General features: G+C 41.0%; 14 protein-coding genes. 8 read left to right on the top strand and 6 right to left on the bottom strand.

Annotation, left to right across the window (positions count from 1 at the left end; translation table 11 throughout):
- Positions 1–46 precede the first annotated feature (46 nt).
- Both E4S40_RS10360 and E4S40_RS10365 read left to right on the top strand, forming a co-directional pair.
- Positions 47–823, top strand: a complete 777-nt coding sequence (locus E4S40_RS10360; protein ID WP_135073729.1) for a UDP-2,3-diacylglucosamine diphosphatase — start codon at positions 47–49, stop codon at positions 821–823.
- Positions 820–1,650 carry a hypothetical protein gene (locus E4S40_RS10365; RefSeq protein ID WP_135073731.1) on the top strand — a complete coding sequence of 277 codons (831 nt, stop codon included), beginning with the start codon at positions 820–822 and terminating at the stop codon, positions 1,648–1,650. Before E4S40_RS10360 ends, E4S40_RS10365 begins: the two co-directional genes overlap by 4 nt.
- 51 nt (positions 1,651–1,701) lie before the next feature.
- On the opposite strand, the gene E4S40_RS10370 is transcribed toward E4S40_RS10365, so the two are convergent.
- Complete coding sequence (locus E4S40_RS10370; RefSeq protein WP_135074465.1) at positions 1,702–2,130, bottom strand: FKBP-type peptidyl-prolyl cis-trans isomerase; 429 nt, start codon at positions 2,128–2,130, stop codon at positions 1,702–1,704.
- Between the two features lie 193 nt (positions 2,131–2,323).
- Between E4S40_RS10370 and E4S40_RS10375 the strand changes: the two genes are divergently transcribed.
- Genes E4S40_RS10375 through E4S40_RS10385 form a run of 3 tightly spaced genes read left to right on the top strand, consistent with a single transcriptional unit; the run spans position 2,324 to position 5,232 of the window.
- Positions 2,324–3,706: a sigma-54-dependent transcriptional regulator gene (locus E4S40_RS10375; protein WP_135073733.1), complete on the top strand. Its 1,383-nt coding sequence runs from the start codon at positions 2,324–2,326 to the stop codon at positions 3,704–3,706.
- Positions 3,696–5,039, top strand: a complete 1,344-nt coding sequence (locus E4S40_RS10380) for a sensor histidine kinase (protein ID WP_135073735.1) — start codon at positions 3,696–3,698, stop codon at positions 5,037–5,039. The genes E4S40_RS10375 and E4S40_RS10380 overlap by 11 nt, the downstream gene beginning before the upstream one ends.
- A 1-nt stretch (position 5,040) precedes the next feature.
- Positions 5,041–5,232, top strand: a complete 192-nt coding sequence (locus tag E4S40_RS10385) for a hypothetical protein (RefSeq protein WP_135073737.1) — start codon at positions 5,041–5,043, stop codon at positions 5,230–5,232.
- A 6-nt stretch (positions 5,233–5,238) separates the two neighbouring features.
- On the opposite strand, the gene E4S40_RS10390 is transcribed toward E4S40_RS10385, so the two are convergent.
- Both E4S40_RS10390 and E4S40_RS10395 read right to left on the bottom strand, forming a co-directional pair.
- A complete protein-coding gene (locus E4S40_RS10390) occupies positions 5,239–6,561 on the bottom strand; it encodes a polysaccharide deacetylase family protein (RefSeq protein WP_135073739.1) in 1,323 nt (440 codons plus the stop codon).
- A gap of 125 nt (positions 6,562–6,686) precedes the next feature.
- Positions 6,687–8,036: a Gfo/Idh/MocA family protein gene (locus E4S40_RS10395; protein WP_135073741.1), complete on the bottom strand. Its 1,350-nt coding sequence runs from the start codon at positions 8,034–8,036 to the stop codon at positions 6,687–6,689.
- Between the two features lie 247 nt (positions 8,037–8,283).
- Between E4S40_RS10395 and E4S40_RS10400 the strand changes: the two genes are divergently transcribed.
- On the top strand, positions 8,284–9,090 hold the full coding sequence (locus tag E4S40_RS10400) for a metallophosphoesterase family protein (protein ID WP_135073743.1): 807 nt from the start codon (positions 8,284–8,286) through the stop codon (positions 9,088–9,090).
- Here the strand turns inward: E4S40_RS10400 and E4S40_RS10405 are convergent, their stop codons facing one another.
- The 3 genes from E4S40_RS10405 to E4S40_RS10415 form a co-directional block, all read right to left on the bottom strand.
- Positions 9,091–9,822, bottom strand: a complete 732-nt coding sequence (locus E4S40_RS10405) for a class I SAM-dependent methyltransferase (protein WP_135073745.1) — start codon at positions 9,820–9,822, stop codon at positions 9,091–9,093.
- Positions 9,823–9,938: 116 nt separating this feature from the next.
- The gene (katG, locus tag E4S40_RS10410; protein WP_135073747.1) at positions 9,939–12,149 is read right to left on the bottom strand and encodes a catalase/peroxidase HPI; all 2,211 of its coding nucleotides are present in this window, start codon (positions 12,147–12,149) and stop codon (positions 9,939–9,941) included.
- A gap of 215 nt (positions 12,150–12,364) precedes the next feature.
- Positions 12,365–14,839, bottom strand: a complete 2,475-nt coding sequence (locus tag E4S40_RS10415) for a S9 family peptidase (RefSeq protein WP_135073749.1) — start codon at positions 14,837–14,839, stop codon at positions 12,365–12,367.
- 246 nt (positions 14,840–15,085) lie between these two features.
- On the opposite strand from E4S40_RS10415, the gene E4S40_RS10420 reads away from it, so the two are divergent.
- Together E4S40_RS10420 and E4S40_RS10425 are read left to right on the top strand one after the other, a co-directional pair.
- Positions 15,086–15,970, top strand: a complete 885-nt coding sequence (locus E4S40_RS10420) for a UDP-2,3-diacylglucosamine diphosphatase (protein WP_135073751.1) — start codon at positions 15,086–15,088, stop codon at positions 15,968–15,970.
- Positions 15,967–17,112 (top strand): glycosyltransferase family protein, encoded by a 1,146-nt coding sequence (locus E4S40_RS10425; protein ID WP_135073753.1) that lies wholly within the window; start codon positions 15,967–15,969, stop codon positions 17,110–17,112. The genes E4S40_RS10420 and E4S40_RS10425 overlap by 4 nt, the downstream gene beginning before the upstream one ends.
- Positions 17,113–17,197: the final 85 nt, after the last annotated feature.

Below are 17,197 nucleotides of genomic sequence, written 5' to 3' on the forward strand. Positions count from 1 at the left end.
GCAATCAGGACTTTTTATTTTTGCCTGACTAATTCTATCTTTCCGTATGTCTCTGGAACCATACAATTATCAATTACAGGGTAAGAAATTATTTTTTGCATCCGATTTCCATTTGGGAGCACCAAATTGGGAAAAAAGCCTAGCCAGAGAGCAAAAAATCATCCGTTGGCTGGATCAAATTCAAGATGAGGCAGCCGCTATTTTCTTGGTTGGAGATATCTTTGACTTTTGGTTTGAATACAAAGAAGTGATCCCGAAAGGTTTTATTCCCTTCATTTCTAAAATCCACCAACTTCGCGAGAAAAAAATCCCTATTCTGTTTTTCACAGGAAATCATGACCTGTGGATGAAGGACTATTTCACCGAGCAATTGGGAATACCAGTTTATCAACATCCTATTGAAATCGTAGTCAATGAAAAACGAATTTTGGTAGGGCACGGAGATGGTTTAGGGCCAGGAGACAAACAATATAAACTTTTAAAAAAGGTGTTTACCAACCCGGTAGCCCAATGGCTTTTCCGATGGTTTCACCCAGATTTGGGAATCAAACTTGCGAAAGCTTGGTCAAGCAGTAGCCGGGTCTCCAATATGGAGAAAAATGAAAATCATTTTTTGGGTGAAGGAGAATGGCTTTGGCAGTATTGCAAAGAAATCGAGCAGCGAAAGCACCACGATTATTACATCTTTGGTCATAGGCATTTGCCTTTGGAGTTGGAAGTTGGAAAAAAGGCCACCTACTTCAATTTAGGTGAATGGGTCAGCCAATTCACCTATTTGGAATTCGATGGTGAAAAGCCCAAACTTTTAACCTTTGAAGAATGAGATGGCTCCTATCCTTTTTATTCATTTGGATTAATTGGGAAGTTTATTCCCAAATAAAAAATGATCTCGGTGAACCCCTTTCTGAAATAAGTGTCAAAGAATTAGACCAAGTTTCACTCGATACTCGAGACCAAATTTATGTAAGCAATCTTCAAGGAGATATTTTTCTTTTTGACGCTACCGGAAAACAGTTGAATTATTTTTCTCCAGCTCGACAAGCCAAGCTTAGCCAGTTGGAGGCAGCTTGGAGTGTAACCATTTTCTCATTTTCAGAAGATCTTCAGGAATACCGAATCCTAGATCGCTTCCTCAATCCAATCGCAGAACGCAACTTTTTGGATGCTTCGGTCAATCTCCCGAAAGCGGCTACTTTGGGAAATAACAATATCGTCTGGGTCTGGGATGAATCAGATTTATCACTTAAGCGCATGGACTATCTACGAAATTTGATTCTGGATATCCAACCTCTCAATCTAATCACTTCTGTCAAAAGCCTGCAGATTTCAGCTTTAAAAGAATATAAAAACCGGCTGTTCGCCTTGATTCCAAATGAAGGAGTTTTGGTTTTTGACAACCAGGGAAACCTATTACTCGATTTGAAACTTCCCAAAGTTGAAAAATTAAGTCTTTACAAGGATTACTTGCTTTGGTTGGAGAATGGCAACTTGATGGGGTATAATTTATCTCAACAGACCATTGAAAACATACAAGCATTTACGGCTTCAGTTGACAGCTATGTGTTTGTTGGACAAACAAAACTTTTGCTGGTACAAGGTGAAAAAATCGAAATTTACCCAATACCCGATTCCCTAAAAGAATTACAATAAAAAAGCCGAGAAACGTTTATTTCCCGGCCTCTTTGTCAAATTCTCATTGAATTAAGCGATAGTCACCAATTCAATTTCAAAGATCAAATCCTTACCTGCCAATTGGTGATTGGCATCCAAGGTAATTTTTTCTTCATCCACGAAAGTTACCACAACCGGCATAGGCTGGCCATTTCCTCCTTGAAGAGTCAATTGCATTCCTACTTCAGGATTGATATTAGCTGGAACTTGTGCGCGAGGAACATCGATCATCATATCGTCTCTTCGCTCTCCATAAGCCTCAGCCGCAGGGATTGTTACTGTTTTTTTATCACCGATTGCCATTCCATGAACAGCCTCATCGAATCCTTTGATCATATTGCCATCGCCTAATGTAAACCCTAATGGCTGACGGTTTACAGACGAATCAAAAACACTTCCGTCTTCTAATTTTCCTGTGTAGTGTACCTGTACGGCATCACCTTTCTTTGCTTGCATAATACTAATTGGTTTTGTGTTATCACAAAGGTACAAATAATACGCCGGGGGATAAAACCGTACATTTTTCAGACAAACTGTCCGAATTCAATATAATTATGTACAATTTCGGACACTAATTCAGCTAAAAGCCCAAATAAATGCCTTAAATTGAGTTGGCACTATTTTCCCCCTTAAAAGAGCAAACAATTAGAGTATGGAAAATCAAGACTTGGGAAAAATCCTCATCATAGACGATAACGAAGATTTGCTTTTTGCTGCAAAAATGCTTCTGAAAAAGCATGCAAAGGAAGTCAGCATCGAAAAGGACCCACGACGCATCCCTTTTTTGATCAATAATAACAATTACGATGTCATTCTTCTAGATATGAATTTCCGAGAGGATACTACCTCGGGGAAGGAAGGTTTTTACTGGCTTAAGCAAATCAAGGAAATAGACCCCAAAGCTGTAGTAATTCTTATTACTGCTTTTGGGGATGTAGAAATGGCCGTCCAAGCCTTGAAGGAAGGAGCAACAGATTTCATCTTGAAGCCTTGGCAAAACGAAAAACTGATTGCCACCCTTTCTTCTGCGGTAAAGCTAAAGGAGAGCTATAACGAAGTGGAAAAGCTTCAGAAGAAACAAAAGGCCCTTCAGACCGATTTGAAAAAACCCTACACGGAGATTATCGGAAGTTCTGCCTCCATGAAAAACATTTTCTCCATCATTGACAAAGTTGCTCAAACTGATGCCAATGTCTTGATATTGGGCGAAAATGGTACTGGTAAAGAATTAATTGCCAGAGCTATACATGAACGTTCTCTTCGAAAAGACGAAATCTTTGTAGGAGTAGATATGGGAGCGATCACCGAAACCCTTTTTGAATCGGAGCTTTTTGGTCACAAAAAAGGAGCATTTACCGATGCCAAAGACGATAGAGCAGGTCGATTCGAAGTGGCAGATCAAGGCACCCTTTTCTTGGATGAAATCGGAAACCTTTCCATGCCACTACAATCCAAATTATTGACAGTCCTACAACGTCGAGAAGTAACCCGAATAGGCACAAACAAGGCAATTCCTGTCGATATTCGACTCATCTGCGCCACCAATATGCCTGTACATGAAATGGTGATGGATAATACCTTTAGACAAGATTTGCTCTATCGAATTAATACCGTAGAAATCTTCCTCCCTCCTCTTCGTGAAAGACAGGATGATATCCCTCAATTGGCCAATCACTTCTTGAAGATTTACAGTCAAAAGTATCGCAAGAATTTAGATGGATTTACTCCTTCAGCTATGGAGTTGATGCAGCGATACTCATGGCCTGGAAATATCAGGGAATTGCAGCATGCCATCGAGCGGGCTATCATCATGTCCGAAGGCAATCAATTGGATAGTCGAGACTTTTTCTTTTTGTCCGCAAAACCCGCTTCGGAAAAGATCCAAACGAATGCCACGCTTAACCTAGATGACATGGAGCGAACGACCATTCAGCGCGCGATTGATAAGAATGGAGGAAACATTTCCAAAGCAGCGAAAGAATTGGGATTAACCCGGGCATCGCTTTATAGAAGACTGGAAAAATATGGACTTTAAGGTAGGCCTTTTGGGGCGAATAGCCCTTTTGGCAGTTTCTTTATTTGCATTAGGCTATTCCATAGCAGATGAATGGGGAGTATTTATGACTTCCCTTTTCATCATATTGGTCATTATTCAAGTAGTGTTCCTACTTCGCTATGCGGAAAGTTCTTTCAAAAAAGTCCGAACCTTTCTCGATAACATCAAGCAGGATCAATATTCTCAAGTTTACCCGGTTAAATTCGACGGAACAGAAACAGATGACCTTCACATTGAATTCAATGCCATCCTAGCCAAACTCAAAGAAGATCAAGCTGAAAAAGAAGCCAATTACCATTACTTCCGCTCGGTATTTAAGCACTTAAGTATAGGCCTGATTACTTATGGGGAAGACGGTAAAATCCAATTGATCAATACGGCTGCAAAACGCATCTTGAATGTGGATGATCTTAGCAATATCAATCAAATTGAATCAGTCAATAAGGAGCTTCACATTGCAATACATCAGCTAAAAACTGGAGGAAGTGAGTTGATCAAAATTGCTCATCCGGATGGCATTATGCAGCTTTCGGTTTATGTGATTGAATTGATGATGCGAGGTGAGCAATTCAAATTGGTATCCTTACAAAACATCCAATCCGAATTGGAGGAAAAGGAAATGGAGGCCTGGCAAAACTTGGTTCGAATCTTGACCCACGAGATCATGAATTCCATCGCGCCGATATCTTCCTTGGCAGGCACTATCAAAACGGATATTGAACAAAAGCTGGAGCAAGCTGACCCTGTTACGGATAGTGATCTAGAAGATTATCTGATGGGGATTTCAACTGTAGAAAAGCGTTCTGAAGGACTGATAAACTTCGTATCTGATTTCCGTAGTCTTGCTCATATTCCCGCACCGAAATTCAGCAGTATCCGCCTTGCAAATCTCTTTGATCAGCTTGAGGTGCTTTTCCAGCATCAATTGGAAACCCACAATATCGAACTGCTTAAAGAACTCGATCCACCGGAATTGATTCTGTTTGGAGATCAAACCCAAATCGAGCAGGTATTGATAAATCTTGTTCAAAATGCTATTCAAGCATTGGAAGATTCCGAACGAAAATTGATCCGGTTGCGGGCTTATATCGACGAGGCAGGGAAAATCATTTTGGAGGTATGTGATACTGGCAAAGGAATAGAAGAAGAGGCCTTAAGCAAAATCTTCATTCCATTCTTCACTACCAAGAAAAAGGGATCTGGGATTGGGTTGAGCCTTTCCAAACAAATCATGCGCCGTCACAAAGGAAACATCCAAGTTCGCTCTCAATTGGGAGAAGGCACAACCTTCAAGCTGATCTTCAACGGTTAATATGAATCAGGTATTTGATTGGTGTGTTGATTTTTTGTACTGGCTTTCCGATGTTTTTGGAATGACCTACAAGGAAATCAACGTCTGGATATTTGTAATTATCTGGCCATTAATCTTCATCATCCAATGGATTTATATTGTCCATTTGAAAAAGAAGATTCAGAAAATCAAAAACCGAAATACCCCAGGATAAATTTGATCAGCTTTTTGAATTCGTCAGTTTTAATCCTTGAGAATTCGGAGAGGCAGAATAGATTACAAAGTTCCCCTTTTCATCCTGCATAATCTCTAGTTCCTGGATCTCCTCTCCATTTTCCAATTTCACCTTACTCCATTCCTTGGGAATGTAAGTTTTTAAGGTCAATGGTTCTTGGTAGGTATCAGTATCCAAAGAGCAAGTTAGATTGATAATTAGTTCATCAGATTCAACATCTACTTCCACTTCGGTAGCCTTTCGTTCACGAAGATATTTTGTCACATTTCTGAAAGGAGCAATCCAAAGTTGATCTTCATTGGTTTTGAGATAAGAAAAATATTCCACCAATTCCTCTCGTTTTTTAGGCTCCCATCCTAAATTTTCCACGCCATGATAAACCAATACCAACCAGGTATTGTCATGGTTCATCACGGTATCGGTCCAAGCTTTCATTTGGGCTGGAGTAGTTCGGGTAAGTGGACCTCTTTGCCATTGCACATACTCTTTGTTGGACTCACCGGGAGTCATGTCACTACCTCTATTGATTTCTTCCAACCAATCCTCCGGCATGCGATTTCTTGAAGAAGGATAAACCTGATGAGCATAGTGCATCACCCGTTCATTTTCCGTCCCATAGGGACATTCCGCTGAAAAAATGGATTCTTCACCTATGAATTTCAAAAGGTCAGCCTTACTCTGTTCCAATTCATACATCAAGTTGACCTCATCCAAAACAGCTAATCTAGGATGGGTTACAGTATGGGAGGCAATTTCATGACCTTGGGCTGAATAGGACTTGTATTGCTCCCAAGTAGTCGTATCCTCCACATTGTTATGAAAGACTACATCATCCGTATTTTTCATTTGCCCACTCCGTATTTTGGCAAAGCCTTCATCTGTCAAAGCATAGGCATCTTCCACCCTCCCCTGCTCAAATAAAGACCCAATTCGGGCATGATAATCCTCTGCTTCCGATGTACCTGTATATGCTATCAATGAAGCTCTTTCGAATAAGTTGCTAAAATCAGTCGGAATTTGAGCTGTTTCATCAATGATTTCCTGAGGATTTCTTCCGATGAATTTCCCCCTTCCCGATCCTTCCACTTTTCCTGTAATGATGTAGAAAGTGGCCTTTAGATCAAAGCTGTCCAATATTGGCTTTGCAATGGTGAGTTGATTGACGATCCCATCATCAAAAGTGATCGAGACAGCTCCTGGTTTATCGCCCTGCCATTTAGTGATTTCCGTTTGTCCTACTATCGGATCTTTCGGACTACAGGATGCTAAAAAGAGAATTGAAAGGAAAAAGGAAAAGATCTGCTTCATGATTTAAGGGTGGTTTGGTATTCCAATTTCTGCATTTGTATTTAAAAGCCATTAACCATTAAACAAAAAACCTTTGAGATCTATCTGACCTCAAAGGTTTTTGATTTGGCACTTTATGCAGCTTTTTAGAATTTTCTATACTTGCCTTTCAAGAATTTATTCGCTTCTTTTTCTGCAAATCGGGCTTTTTTACTATCCCAATGCAAAGTCTGATTTGGGAATCTTCCTGCAATTACACCTAGCAAAATCGTCTCAGTCAAGCGTGCAGAATAGGAGAATGGCGCACTACATTCTGTTTTGCCCAAACATGCATCCACAAATTCATGGTAATGCTTCTTGCTCTCCTCAGCATAATCTTTCACTGGCTCTCCTAAATTAAATTGAGCAATATCCATTTCTTGATACTTTCCATCGACTATTAACCGCGGCAACTGCATAAAGTGAGGCAATAGTAAGCGTCCTTTTTCACCCATAAACATGGCACCTTGGTCAGGCAGCTGATCCCCATTTGGCAATTGCAAATCAGGATGATCAGCTGGAGCACCCGGCCCATCATACCACACCCAAGTCAAAGTTTCGCCTGTATATGGAGTGGAAGGAAATTCATAGGTTACCACATTGTTTTCTGGAAAACCAAAACCGGTTGATTGACGGCACTCATTTCGAATGGTCCGTGGCACATCCAAAGCCAAGGCATTGTATGGCGTGTCAAAAATATGAACTCCCATATCCCCTAAAGTTCCGCAACCAAAATCCATCACTTTTCTCCAATTGCCAGGATGATAGTATCCTTCTTTATATGGTCGCTCAGGAGCTGTCCCTAACCAAAGATTCCAATCCAATCCTGCCGGAATCGGATCACTTCCCATTGGTTCGGGCCCGTCAAAGCCCCAGTTTTTTGGAGACCAAGCCCGAACGGTATGCACTTTTCCAATAATTCCAGATTGTATCAGAAGAGTTGCCAATTTATAATCATAAAACGAGTGAACCTGAATACCCATTTGGGTTACCAGTCCTTTCTTTTCAGCCACTTTCTTCATTTCCCTTGCTTCCGAGACATGGTGAGTCAAAGGCTTTTGGCAATAAACCGCCTTATCCATTTTCATCGCCATCAAGGAAGCTGGCGCATGCGTATGATCAGGTGTAGAAACTACTACGGCATCGATATCATCCTCTAATTCCTTCAGTAAAACCCGATAATCTGCAAACGTCTTCGCCTGGGGATACAACTTTGCTGCATTATCGATTGCTCGACTATCAACATCACAAAGTGCCACAACTTCCACCAGGGAATGTGAAGCGATGGCTTTTAAGTCTTCCATTCCCATAGCGCCTAGGCCGATTTGGGCGATTCGTAATTTTCCATTGGCTTGTGCTTTTGCCAATAAGGAAGGTGCAAGGGCTAATCCAGCTGCACCTAAAGCCGACCTTTTGAGAAAATCCCGACGGTCAATAAACTGAAGGTTCTTGTTCATGATGGGTTGATTGTATTTTTTGTGATTGGTGACTTTTTGGTTGAAAGTAAAAAGCAGAAAGACCAAAAATCATTTGGAAACATTCCTGTTACGCCTTTTTTCTCGAGTTTTAAGTTAAGACTGAAAAATCGATTTACAAATTCGATTTGGGAAGGATGGTCAAAATGGTATTGAATCAGAAAAACATTTCATGACTTATTTTCTTTAGGTTTTCACCAATTTAATATCCCCTGTTTATCTTAGGTCTATGAACCGACGACCTTTTCTTCAAAAACTTGGCATTCTAACCACCGGTACCATGACACTTCCTTTTTTCTTATATGGGAAAATGCAACTCCCAAAAGAAACCAAATTCAAGTTTATCACGGCTTCGGACGGACATTTTGGTCAGCCAAATACGGATTTTGAAACGAGTCACCGAAACCTTATTGAAGCTCTTAATCGGGAAAAGAATGTGGACTTTGTGGTTTTCAATGGGGATTTAATCCATGACGACCCTTCCCTCATGCCAGAAGTAAAAAAAGTGTATGATCAGGTTCAACATCCCTACTTTGTCACTCGGGGCAATCATGATCGCGTGACTCCTTCGGATTGGGATTCTATTTGGAATCAATCCCCCAATTTCGCTGAAGTTCACCATGGAGAATTAGGCATGCTTCTTTTGAATTGCTCCAATGAGGCGGGAGAATACCTTTGTGCAGATCTGGATTTTGCCAAAGAAAAACTAGATGCTTTTCAGGAATTACCTCATGTGATGGTCTTTGTCCATATTTCCCAAAATGAGTGGACTCGACATGGAATCGACTGCAAAAATTTTATGAATCTAATTACCTCCTATCCAAATGTACGAGGCATTTTCCATGGGCATGACCATGATGTAGATGGTGTGATGCTTTATCGCAAAAAGCCCTTTCTATGGTCAGGACACTTTGGAGGAAATTGGGGCAATCCATTCCCAAGCTACAGAGTTTGTGAGGTCGGTACTGATGGGAAAGTAGTTTCTTACTTAAAACGGGTATCTGATGGAGAAATCCTAAGTGGCTATACGCTTTGATTACTCCTCTTTTTTTTGAAAGACCAGAAAGTGTTGAATCTTTAAAAACTGCCCATTCTCTACCAGTTCAAATCCATTCGCTTCCAATTCCTTTTTGGCTTGACGCACTGTCATTTTATGCAATGGTTTGATAGGAACTGAAGGATCCTCTCCCCGGTATTCAATCAAAAGAATTTTGCCATCAGATTTCAGAGATTTGCGTAGGTTTTGGAGCATTTCCTCCGGAAATTCCAACTCATGGTACACATCCACAAAAATTGCCAGATCGATAGCATTTTCAGGTAAATTAGGCGAGGTCGATGATCCTTTAACAGCAATTACATTTTCAATTCCTAATTCCTGACTCCGCCGATTCAAATATTCAACGGCTGCATCTTGAACGTCCACCGCGTAAACCTTTCCTTCAGAAACAAGGGGAGCTATCCGAAAGGAATAATAGCCCGATCCGGCGCCAATATCAGCGACAACACTGTTTGGGGTGATCGGTAAATTTTTGATTGCCAAAGAAACGCCTTCTTCTGCTTCTCGAGAATCCCGCTCAAGCCAATCTTTCCCCGCAAAACCCATAATATGGGAAATTTCCCTTCCCATGTAAACTTTACCTATTCCATCCCAAGAAGCTGTTTTGTATTTATAAGGAGATTTGGAGTCGTTGGAGTTGCTCTGAGCATGGCAAGCAAAGGACATACTAGCAACCAACAGGAATAGGATGAAAAATCGATTTTGTCTCATGCCTTTTTAAACTGAAAAAACTGAAACCTGTTTGATTTTGAGAAGAATTAGGAATCCATAAACACAAAAAAAGTGGCTCCTTTTGAGAGCCACTTTTTAAAATATATGAGGTGATTTTATTTAGCTAGATCAAAACGATCCAAGTTCATCACTTTATTCCAAGCATTCACGAAGTCCTGAACGAACTGCTCAGCTCCATCAGCGGAAGCATAAACCTCAGCCAATGCTCTCAATTCAGTATTGGAACCGAAAATCAAATCAACGCGAGTTCCAGTCCACTTAGGTTCGCCAGTCTTACGATCACTTCCTACGAAGATGTTGTTCTTGTCATTAGTTGCTCTCCAAGTAGTACCCAAATCAAGAACATTCACGAAGAAGTCATTGGTCAATTGACCAGGCTTATCAGTGAAAACACCATGCTTGGACCCGTCCCAATTGGCACCCATTGCTCTCAAACCACCTACCAAGGCAGTCATTTCTGGAGCTGTAAGAGTTAACAATTGAGCCTTGTCAATCAGCAATTCTTCACCCTTCACTTCGCAATCTTTCGCGATGTAGTTTCTGAAACCATCAGCAACTGGTCTTAGATACTCAAAGGATTCGATTTCAGTTTGCTCTTGAGAAGCGTCCATACGACCTGGAGTGAATGGAACAGTCACATCGAATCCAGCGTCTTTAGCAGCTTTTTCAACTGCTGCACAACCTGCCAAAACGATCAAGTCTGCCAAAGAAACTTTCTTGCCTCCTTCGGCAGTGCTGTTGAATTCTTCTTGAATGCTTTCCAAAACACCCAATACTTTAGAAAGTTGAACTGGGTTGTTAGCCTCCCAATTTTTCATTGGCTCCAATCGGATGTGAGCACCATTGGCGCCACCTCTCATATCAGAACCACGGAACGTAGAAGCAGAAGCCCAAGCGGTAGAAACCAATTCAGCTACGGACAATCCGGAAGCCAAGATATTAGCCTTCAAAGCAGCGATATCTTTATCGTCTACCAATGGGTGATTTACTGCAGGAATCGGATCTTGCCAGATCAAATCTTCTTCAGGAACCTCTGGACCTACATAGCGAGTCTTTGGTCCCATATCTCTGTGAGTCAATTTGAACCAAGCTCTTGCAAATGCATCCGCAAACTCATCAGGATTCTCATAGAATCTTCTGGAGACTTTTTCGTATTCTGGATCAAATCTCATTGACAAGTCCGTAGTCAACATGAACGGCTTGTGGAATTTACCTGGGATGTGTGCATCAGGAATAATTGCCTCGGCATCCTTCGCAACCCACTGATGAGCACCTGCAGGGCTCTTAGTCAATTCCCACTCATATTCGAACAAGAACTTGAAATAATCGTGGCTCCATTTTGCTGGAGTACTTGTCCAAGCTCCTTCCAAACCACTAGTAATAGTATCAGCACCATGACCAGAACCGTAAGAACTTGTCCATCCCATGCTCATCTCTTCGATGGATGCTGCTGCTGGCTCAGGACCTACATATTTATCAGGGTTTGCCGCACCGTGAGTTTTACCGAAGGAATGACCGCCTGCAATCAAAGCAACTGTTTCTTCGTCGTTCATTGCCATACGGCCGAAAGTTTCTCGGATGGCTTTTGCTGCCAATAGTGGATCAGGGTTTTTATCTGGACCTTCTGGATTTACATAGATCAATCCCATTTCAGTAGCTCCAAGTGGAGATTCCAAAGCTTCTGGATTTCTGTGGGCTACCCACTCTTTTTCAGATCCCCAATAAATGTCTTGCTCAGGCTCCCATACATCGGAACGACCACCACCAAAACCGAAAGTTTTGAAGCCCATGGATTCCAATGCTACGTTACCTGCCAAGATCATCAAATCAGCCCAAGAAAGTTTCTTTCCATACTTCTGCTTGATAGGCCACAATAGAAGTCTCGCCTTGTCCAGGTTGGCATTATCAGGCCAAGAGTTCAATGGAGCAAATCGCTGAGTACCTGTACCAGCTCCACCACGGCCATCATGTACTCGGTAAGTACCAGCACTATGCCAAGCCATTCGGATCATGAATGGACCATAGTGACCATAGTCAGCAGGCCACCAATCCTGAGAAGTTTTCAATACTTCTTCGATCTCCTTTTTCACCTGAGGAAGGTCCAAAGAAGCGAATTCCTTCGCGTAGTTGAAGTCTTCGCTCATTGGGTTAGACAAAGAAGAATGCTGTCTCAAGATATTCAGATTCAGTTGATTAGGCCACCAATCAACATTCTGAGTACCTTTTCCGGCGCCATGCAACATAGTGCCATTGTGAAATGGGCATTTGCTCAAATCACCTTTGCCATTTTCATGTGGATTACTCATATTTCTTATGGTTTATAGTTAATTATTTAATTTCAGGGATGACGAAATTACCAAAAATTTTACGGATATAAATTTTTTTTCAATAGATAAAAACTATGAGGCTTTTTGGTAATCCTGCTCCTTAAACTGGAAGTGGATTTGTTCAAAAAAACTGAGCAAAATCACTTCAAAACAAAGCCCAATTTGAATAACAAATTGGGCTTTGAAAATAGTGTTTACTTATCCTTAGGAATCTCTCGCTGCATTTCGACCATGTCTACCGGAGGAGGCGTATTATCTCCCAACAAGTGGCGAACGAAATAATCACCCATCTTCCAGAAGAAGTATTCGCGCATATTTCCATAGCCATGTCGCTGCCCAGGCATAATCACAAATTCAAATCGCTTTCCAGCCTTAATAAGAGCTTCAGCCATTCGAATTGTTCCTGCAGGGTGAACATTATTGTCCACATCCCCTGTAGAAAGCATCAAATGTCCTTTCAAGTTTTTCGCTAAATCAGGATTTTTCTCAATGCTATAAATGAAAGTTGTATCCCCTTTTGGAGTCACGCGCTCAAGCACGCCATGATGCTTCTCAGACCACCAACGGTTGTAGATGTTGTTCTCATGGTTTCCTGCTGAAGAAATAGCCACTTTAAATACATCTGGATATACAAGCATTGCAGCCGTAGACATAAATCCACCTCCTGAGTGACCATGGATCCCTACTTTATTTCGGTCAATGAAAGAATACCGATCTGCTAGTTGCTCAACGGCAGCTTTTTTATCAGCCAAACCATAATCTCTTAAATCTCCATAGCCATAATTGTGATACCACTTGGAGCGAGCTGGATGACCGCCTCGGTTACCCAAAGTCACTACCACAAAACCAAATTGAGCCAATCTGTCCGTTCTATCCATACCTCTTCCAAAAGACTTGTTAACAGCTTCCGTTTGAGGTCCTGGATACACATATTGAATCAATGGATATTTCCGTGTTGAGTCAAAATCGAAAGGCTTGTACATCACTCCATAGAGATCAGTGATTCCATCGTCAGCTTTGAATTTGAATGGTTCAGGGAATTGATATCCAGCAGCAAAAAGCTGGCTCAAATCAGCAGTTTCCAAGTCCATCACCTTGTTTCCATTTCGATCCATCAATACTGAAACTGGCGTAGTATTCACTCTGGAGAAATTATTGACAAAGAAAGAAGCTTGGTCATTCATCTCGATTTCATGATTGAAATCGCCAGAATTTAGCAGGCTGATTGCTCCTCCATCCAAACTAACACTATACAAATGCTCGTAGTATGGGTCTTCCCCTTTTTCTCTTCCGTTTGCCACAAAATAGACTTTTCGATTTCGCTCATCGACTCTGGCAACTCCACCCACATGGAAAGGTCCGGAAGTCAGCTGACGTTTCATAGTTCCATCTTTGCCATAAAGGTAAAGATGAGCCCAACCGTCTCGCTCAGACCACCAAATCAAGTCATTGCCCACCAGTTCCAACTTATTGAAATCAATGTAAGTATTACTTCGCTCCTCGATAACTACTTCTTTTTCATTAGTTGCCAGATTCCAACGACAAACGTCTACTCGCTTCAGGTCACGGCTAGTAATCGCAAAGTAGAATTCATCCAAATCTCCTAGCCAAGTTGCGGGACGAAAATCATCATCTCTTGTATTTGCGGCAGGCGTAGTAGACCACAAACTCACTGTTTGATCTTTGAAAGTTGAAATCGGAAGCTTCTTCAACTCCATACTTTCAAAGGAAAAATGCAACAGTTCTGTCTGAGGTTGCTCCTTTTCTCCAGGCATGGCATACTTATAGGTTTCCAAAGTTGGACGAGGGTTTCGTGTATTATGGATCACCCAAAGGTCTTTTACCTGACGCTGATCTGTCCGAGTCATTACAAACTGCTTGGAATCTGCACTCCAAAGTACCCCTACTCGCTTTCGGTCGTCCTTTTTCTTTTCTTCCTCCACATTATCATCACCTCGACCACCCCAGCCGTATTCGTAATCCTTTTCCCCATCGGTGGTTAATTGATTTTCCACGATGGTTGAATCCTTCTCATCCTTCACAGCTTTCAGGAAATTCTCCTTATCCATCCAATACAAATTGAAGTTCTTTGCGTAGACGACCTTGGATGAATCCGGTGAAATATTCGCCCACGAAAGACGCTTCGGATCTTTTTCAGTTTCAATCTCAGTCAAAGTCTGAGAGGAAATGTTGTATAGAAAGGTATGGACTTTCTTCTCTAGTGAGTCCTTGGCATTTTTGTTTTTTTCCTTGATCTCAGCCCAATCGGACTTCAGGACATCGGCAGTACTCTTCACTTTGAAGCGAAGGGTATTTTCATCATCCATCAATTTCAAATCATCCAATTTCAAATGCTGACCATCGAATGGATCCTTGACAACTTTCGTGATTTCTGCAGCTAACTTATCCCGATCGAAAAGTTCTGTTTTCGTCCTACGAACAGGATCTACAACATACCATCGCTTGCCATCCGAAGTTTCATATTCATACCAAAAGCGCTCGGATTTTCTCATCCAATGCGGATTTACGGATGTAGAAAAAATCATTTTCTCCAGCTTATCCGGTGAAAACCGTGCAGCTAGTTCATAATTCCCTTTATAAATCGGCTCTTGTGCCCAAGCTAGTTGGGTCGACAAAAAGAGCCCAAAAACCAAGAGTAATCGTTGCATAATTCATTGAGTTTTATTCCGCAACGAAACTATATAACGGCCTTCAAAAGCTTTTTACCACTTGCGGAAAAATTACAGACAAATGTTCTCGTCTTGATAAAGCAACACGATTGACCAAACTTTTTCACAATCAGTTAACAAATACTTCACTTTAACCAAATTTAATTTGGAAAAAATAGCAAAATAGTAACAAACTAAACATAACTGATTTACATCAGGCCGCTACTTTTGAGTAAAACCCAATTTGTGAAGACACATTTCAAAACAATTATAGTATCCGACGTCCATCTTGGGACCAAAGGGTCAAAGGCTAAAGAAATCGTTCGGTTTTTGAAACAATATCGCTGTGATAATCTCATTTTAAACGGTGACATTATCGATGGCTGGCAACTTAAAAAATCAGGTACTTGGAAGCGGAAACATACCCGCTTTTTCAATCGGATTCTAAAGATGATTGAAAATCACGACACCCAGGTATTTTACCTTCGGGGCAATCATGACGACTTTTTGGATCAAATCCTACCCCTTCAGATTGGAAAACTTTCCATTCAAACCGACATGATTTATGAATCGAAAGGCAAGAAATATTTCATTACGCATGGAGATATTTTTGACAGCATTACGACCAATCTTAGATGGATTGCCTATTTGGGAGATATAGGATACACTTTTTTGCTTTGGCTAAATCGAGTCGTCAATCATTATCGATTTAAGCGAGGCTTGCCCTATTTTTCTCTTTCACAATATGTTAAAGCAAAAGTAAAATCGGCTGTTTCATACATCGATCAATATGAAACAGAGCTTGCCAAAATGGCTAGAGCAAAAGGTTGTGACGGGATCATTTGTGGACATATACATAAAGCCGAAAACCGGGAAATCGAGGGAATTCATTACCTCAATTCTGGAGATTGGGTGGAGACTATGTCTGCCCTAGCTGAAGACCATGAAGGTAATTGGCAGTTGATCTATTATAGCGAGATTGATTTCAAATCAATCCAAACCGATCAAATCGGAAGCTTTTTTGAAGACCCTAAAAAAGAGGTAGAGGAGGATAGCATCATTCCCTTACGCCAAGTCTCCTTTCGCTCTTCGCAAGATGATGACTTGAATTCGCCTGCATTTCGATCATGAAATTCCTATTCATTGTACAGGGAGAAGGTCGGGGTCACATGACCCAAGCCATATCTTTTGCAAGTTTACTTCGATCGCAGGGACATGAACTCTGTGGGGTGGTTTTGGGAAAAAGCAAAAGAAGAGCAATACCTGAATTTTTTTCCAGAGAAATCAAATCAAAAATCCACTGGATTGAGAGTCCCAATTTTGAAACAGATCGAGCAGAAAAACGAATCCTTCTGGGGAAAACTATCTGGAAAAATTCTCTAAAGTTCCGGACCTTTCTAAAAAGTCTCCATCAAATTGATGTCTTGGTTAACCACCACAAGCCTGATGTCATTTTGAATTTTTACGATCTTCTGGGAGGTTTATACAATGGAATTTATAGACCCAATGTTGAATTTTGGGCGATTGGACACCAATATTTGGCTTTTCAAGCTGATTTTTCTTTTGCTCCTTCCAAAGGCTTTGCCAAGGAATTATTTCTCCTCAATACCAAAATGACTGCTTGGGGAGCTAGCCGCTTACTTGCCCTAAGTTTTAAACCTACACAAGCACAAAATTCGAAAATCGAAGTTGTCCCTCCATTATTGCGAAAAGAACTTCAATTATTGACTCCATCATCGGGAGAATTTTACCTTGCCTATTTGGTAAACCCTGGGTATTCCACTGAAATTATCAAATTCGCAAAATCAAACCCAAGCTTTCATATCAAAGCCTATTGGGATAAAAAAGGGGCTCCTGAAATTGAACAGCCACTTCCAAACCTTTCCTTCCATCAGGTGAATGATAAAAAGTTTCTCAATGATATGGCTACCTGCAAAGGCTTGGTCTGCACAGCTGGATTTGAATCAGTTTGCGAAGCAGCTTATTTTGGAAAACCAGTGATGATGATTCCTGTGGCAGGTCAATATGAACAGGCTTGCAATGCTTTAGATGCTGAGAAGCACCAAATTGCGATTGAAGGAAAGAATTTTGACTTTTCTTTCTTCGAAAAACATATTCAAGGATTTCACCAAAACCCTGCATTTTTCCAGCTATGGTGTGAAGAATGGCCTGAAATTTTGGAAAAAATCACGCAAGCCAATCCAAAAACTGCCGTTTCTTCAGAATTTGTAGGTTCAGATCAAAATCCCCTTTCTTTTTCTCCCCTATCCTAATTGAAGGATTACTGAAACAGGATTCCTATTTTTGAGCTTAAGTGACTGAAAAAGTCTAATTTCGGCACTGCTCAAGAAGAACCTA

The organism is Algoriphagus kandeliae (genome assembly GCF_004571135.1).
Classification (GTDB): Bacteria; Bacteroidota; Bacteroidia; order Cytophagales; family Cyclobacteriaceae; genus Algoriphagus; species Algoriphagus kandeliae.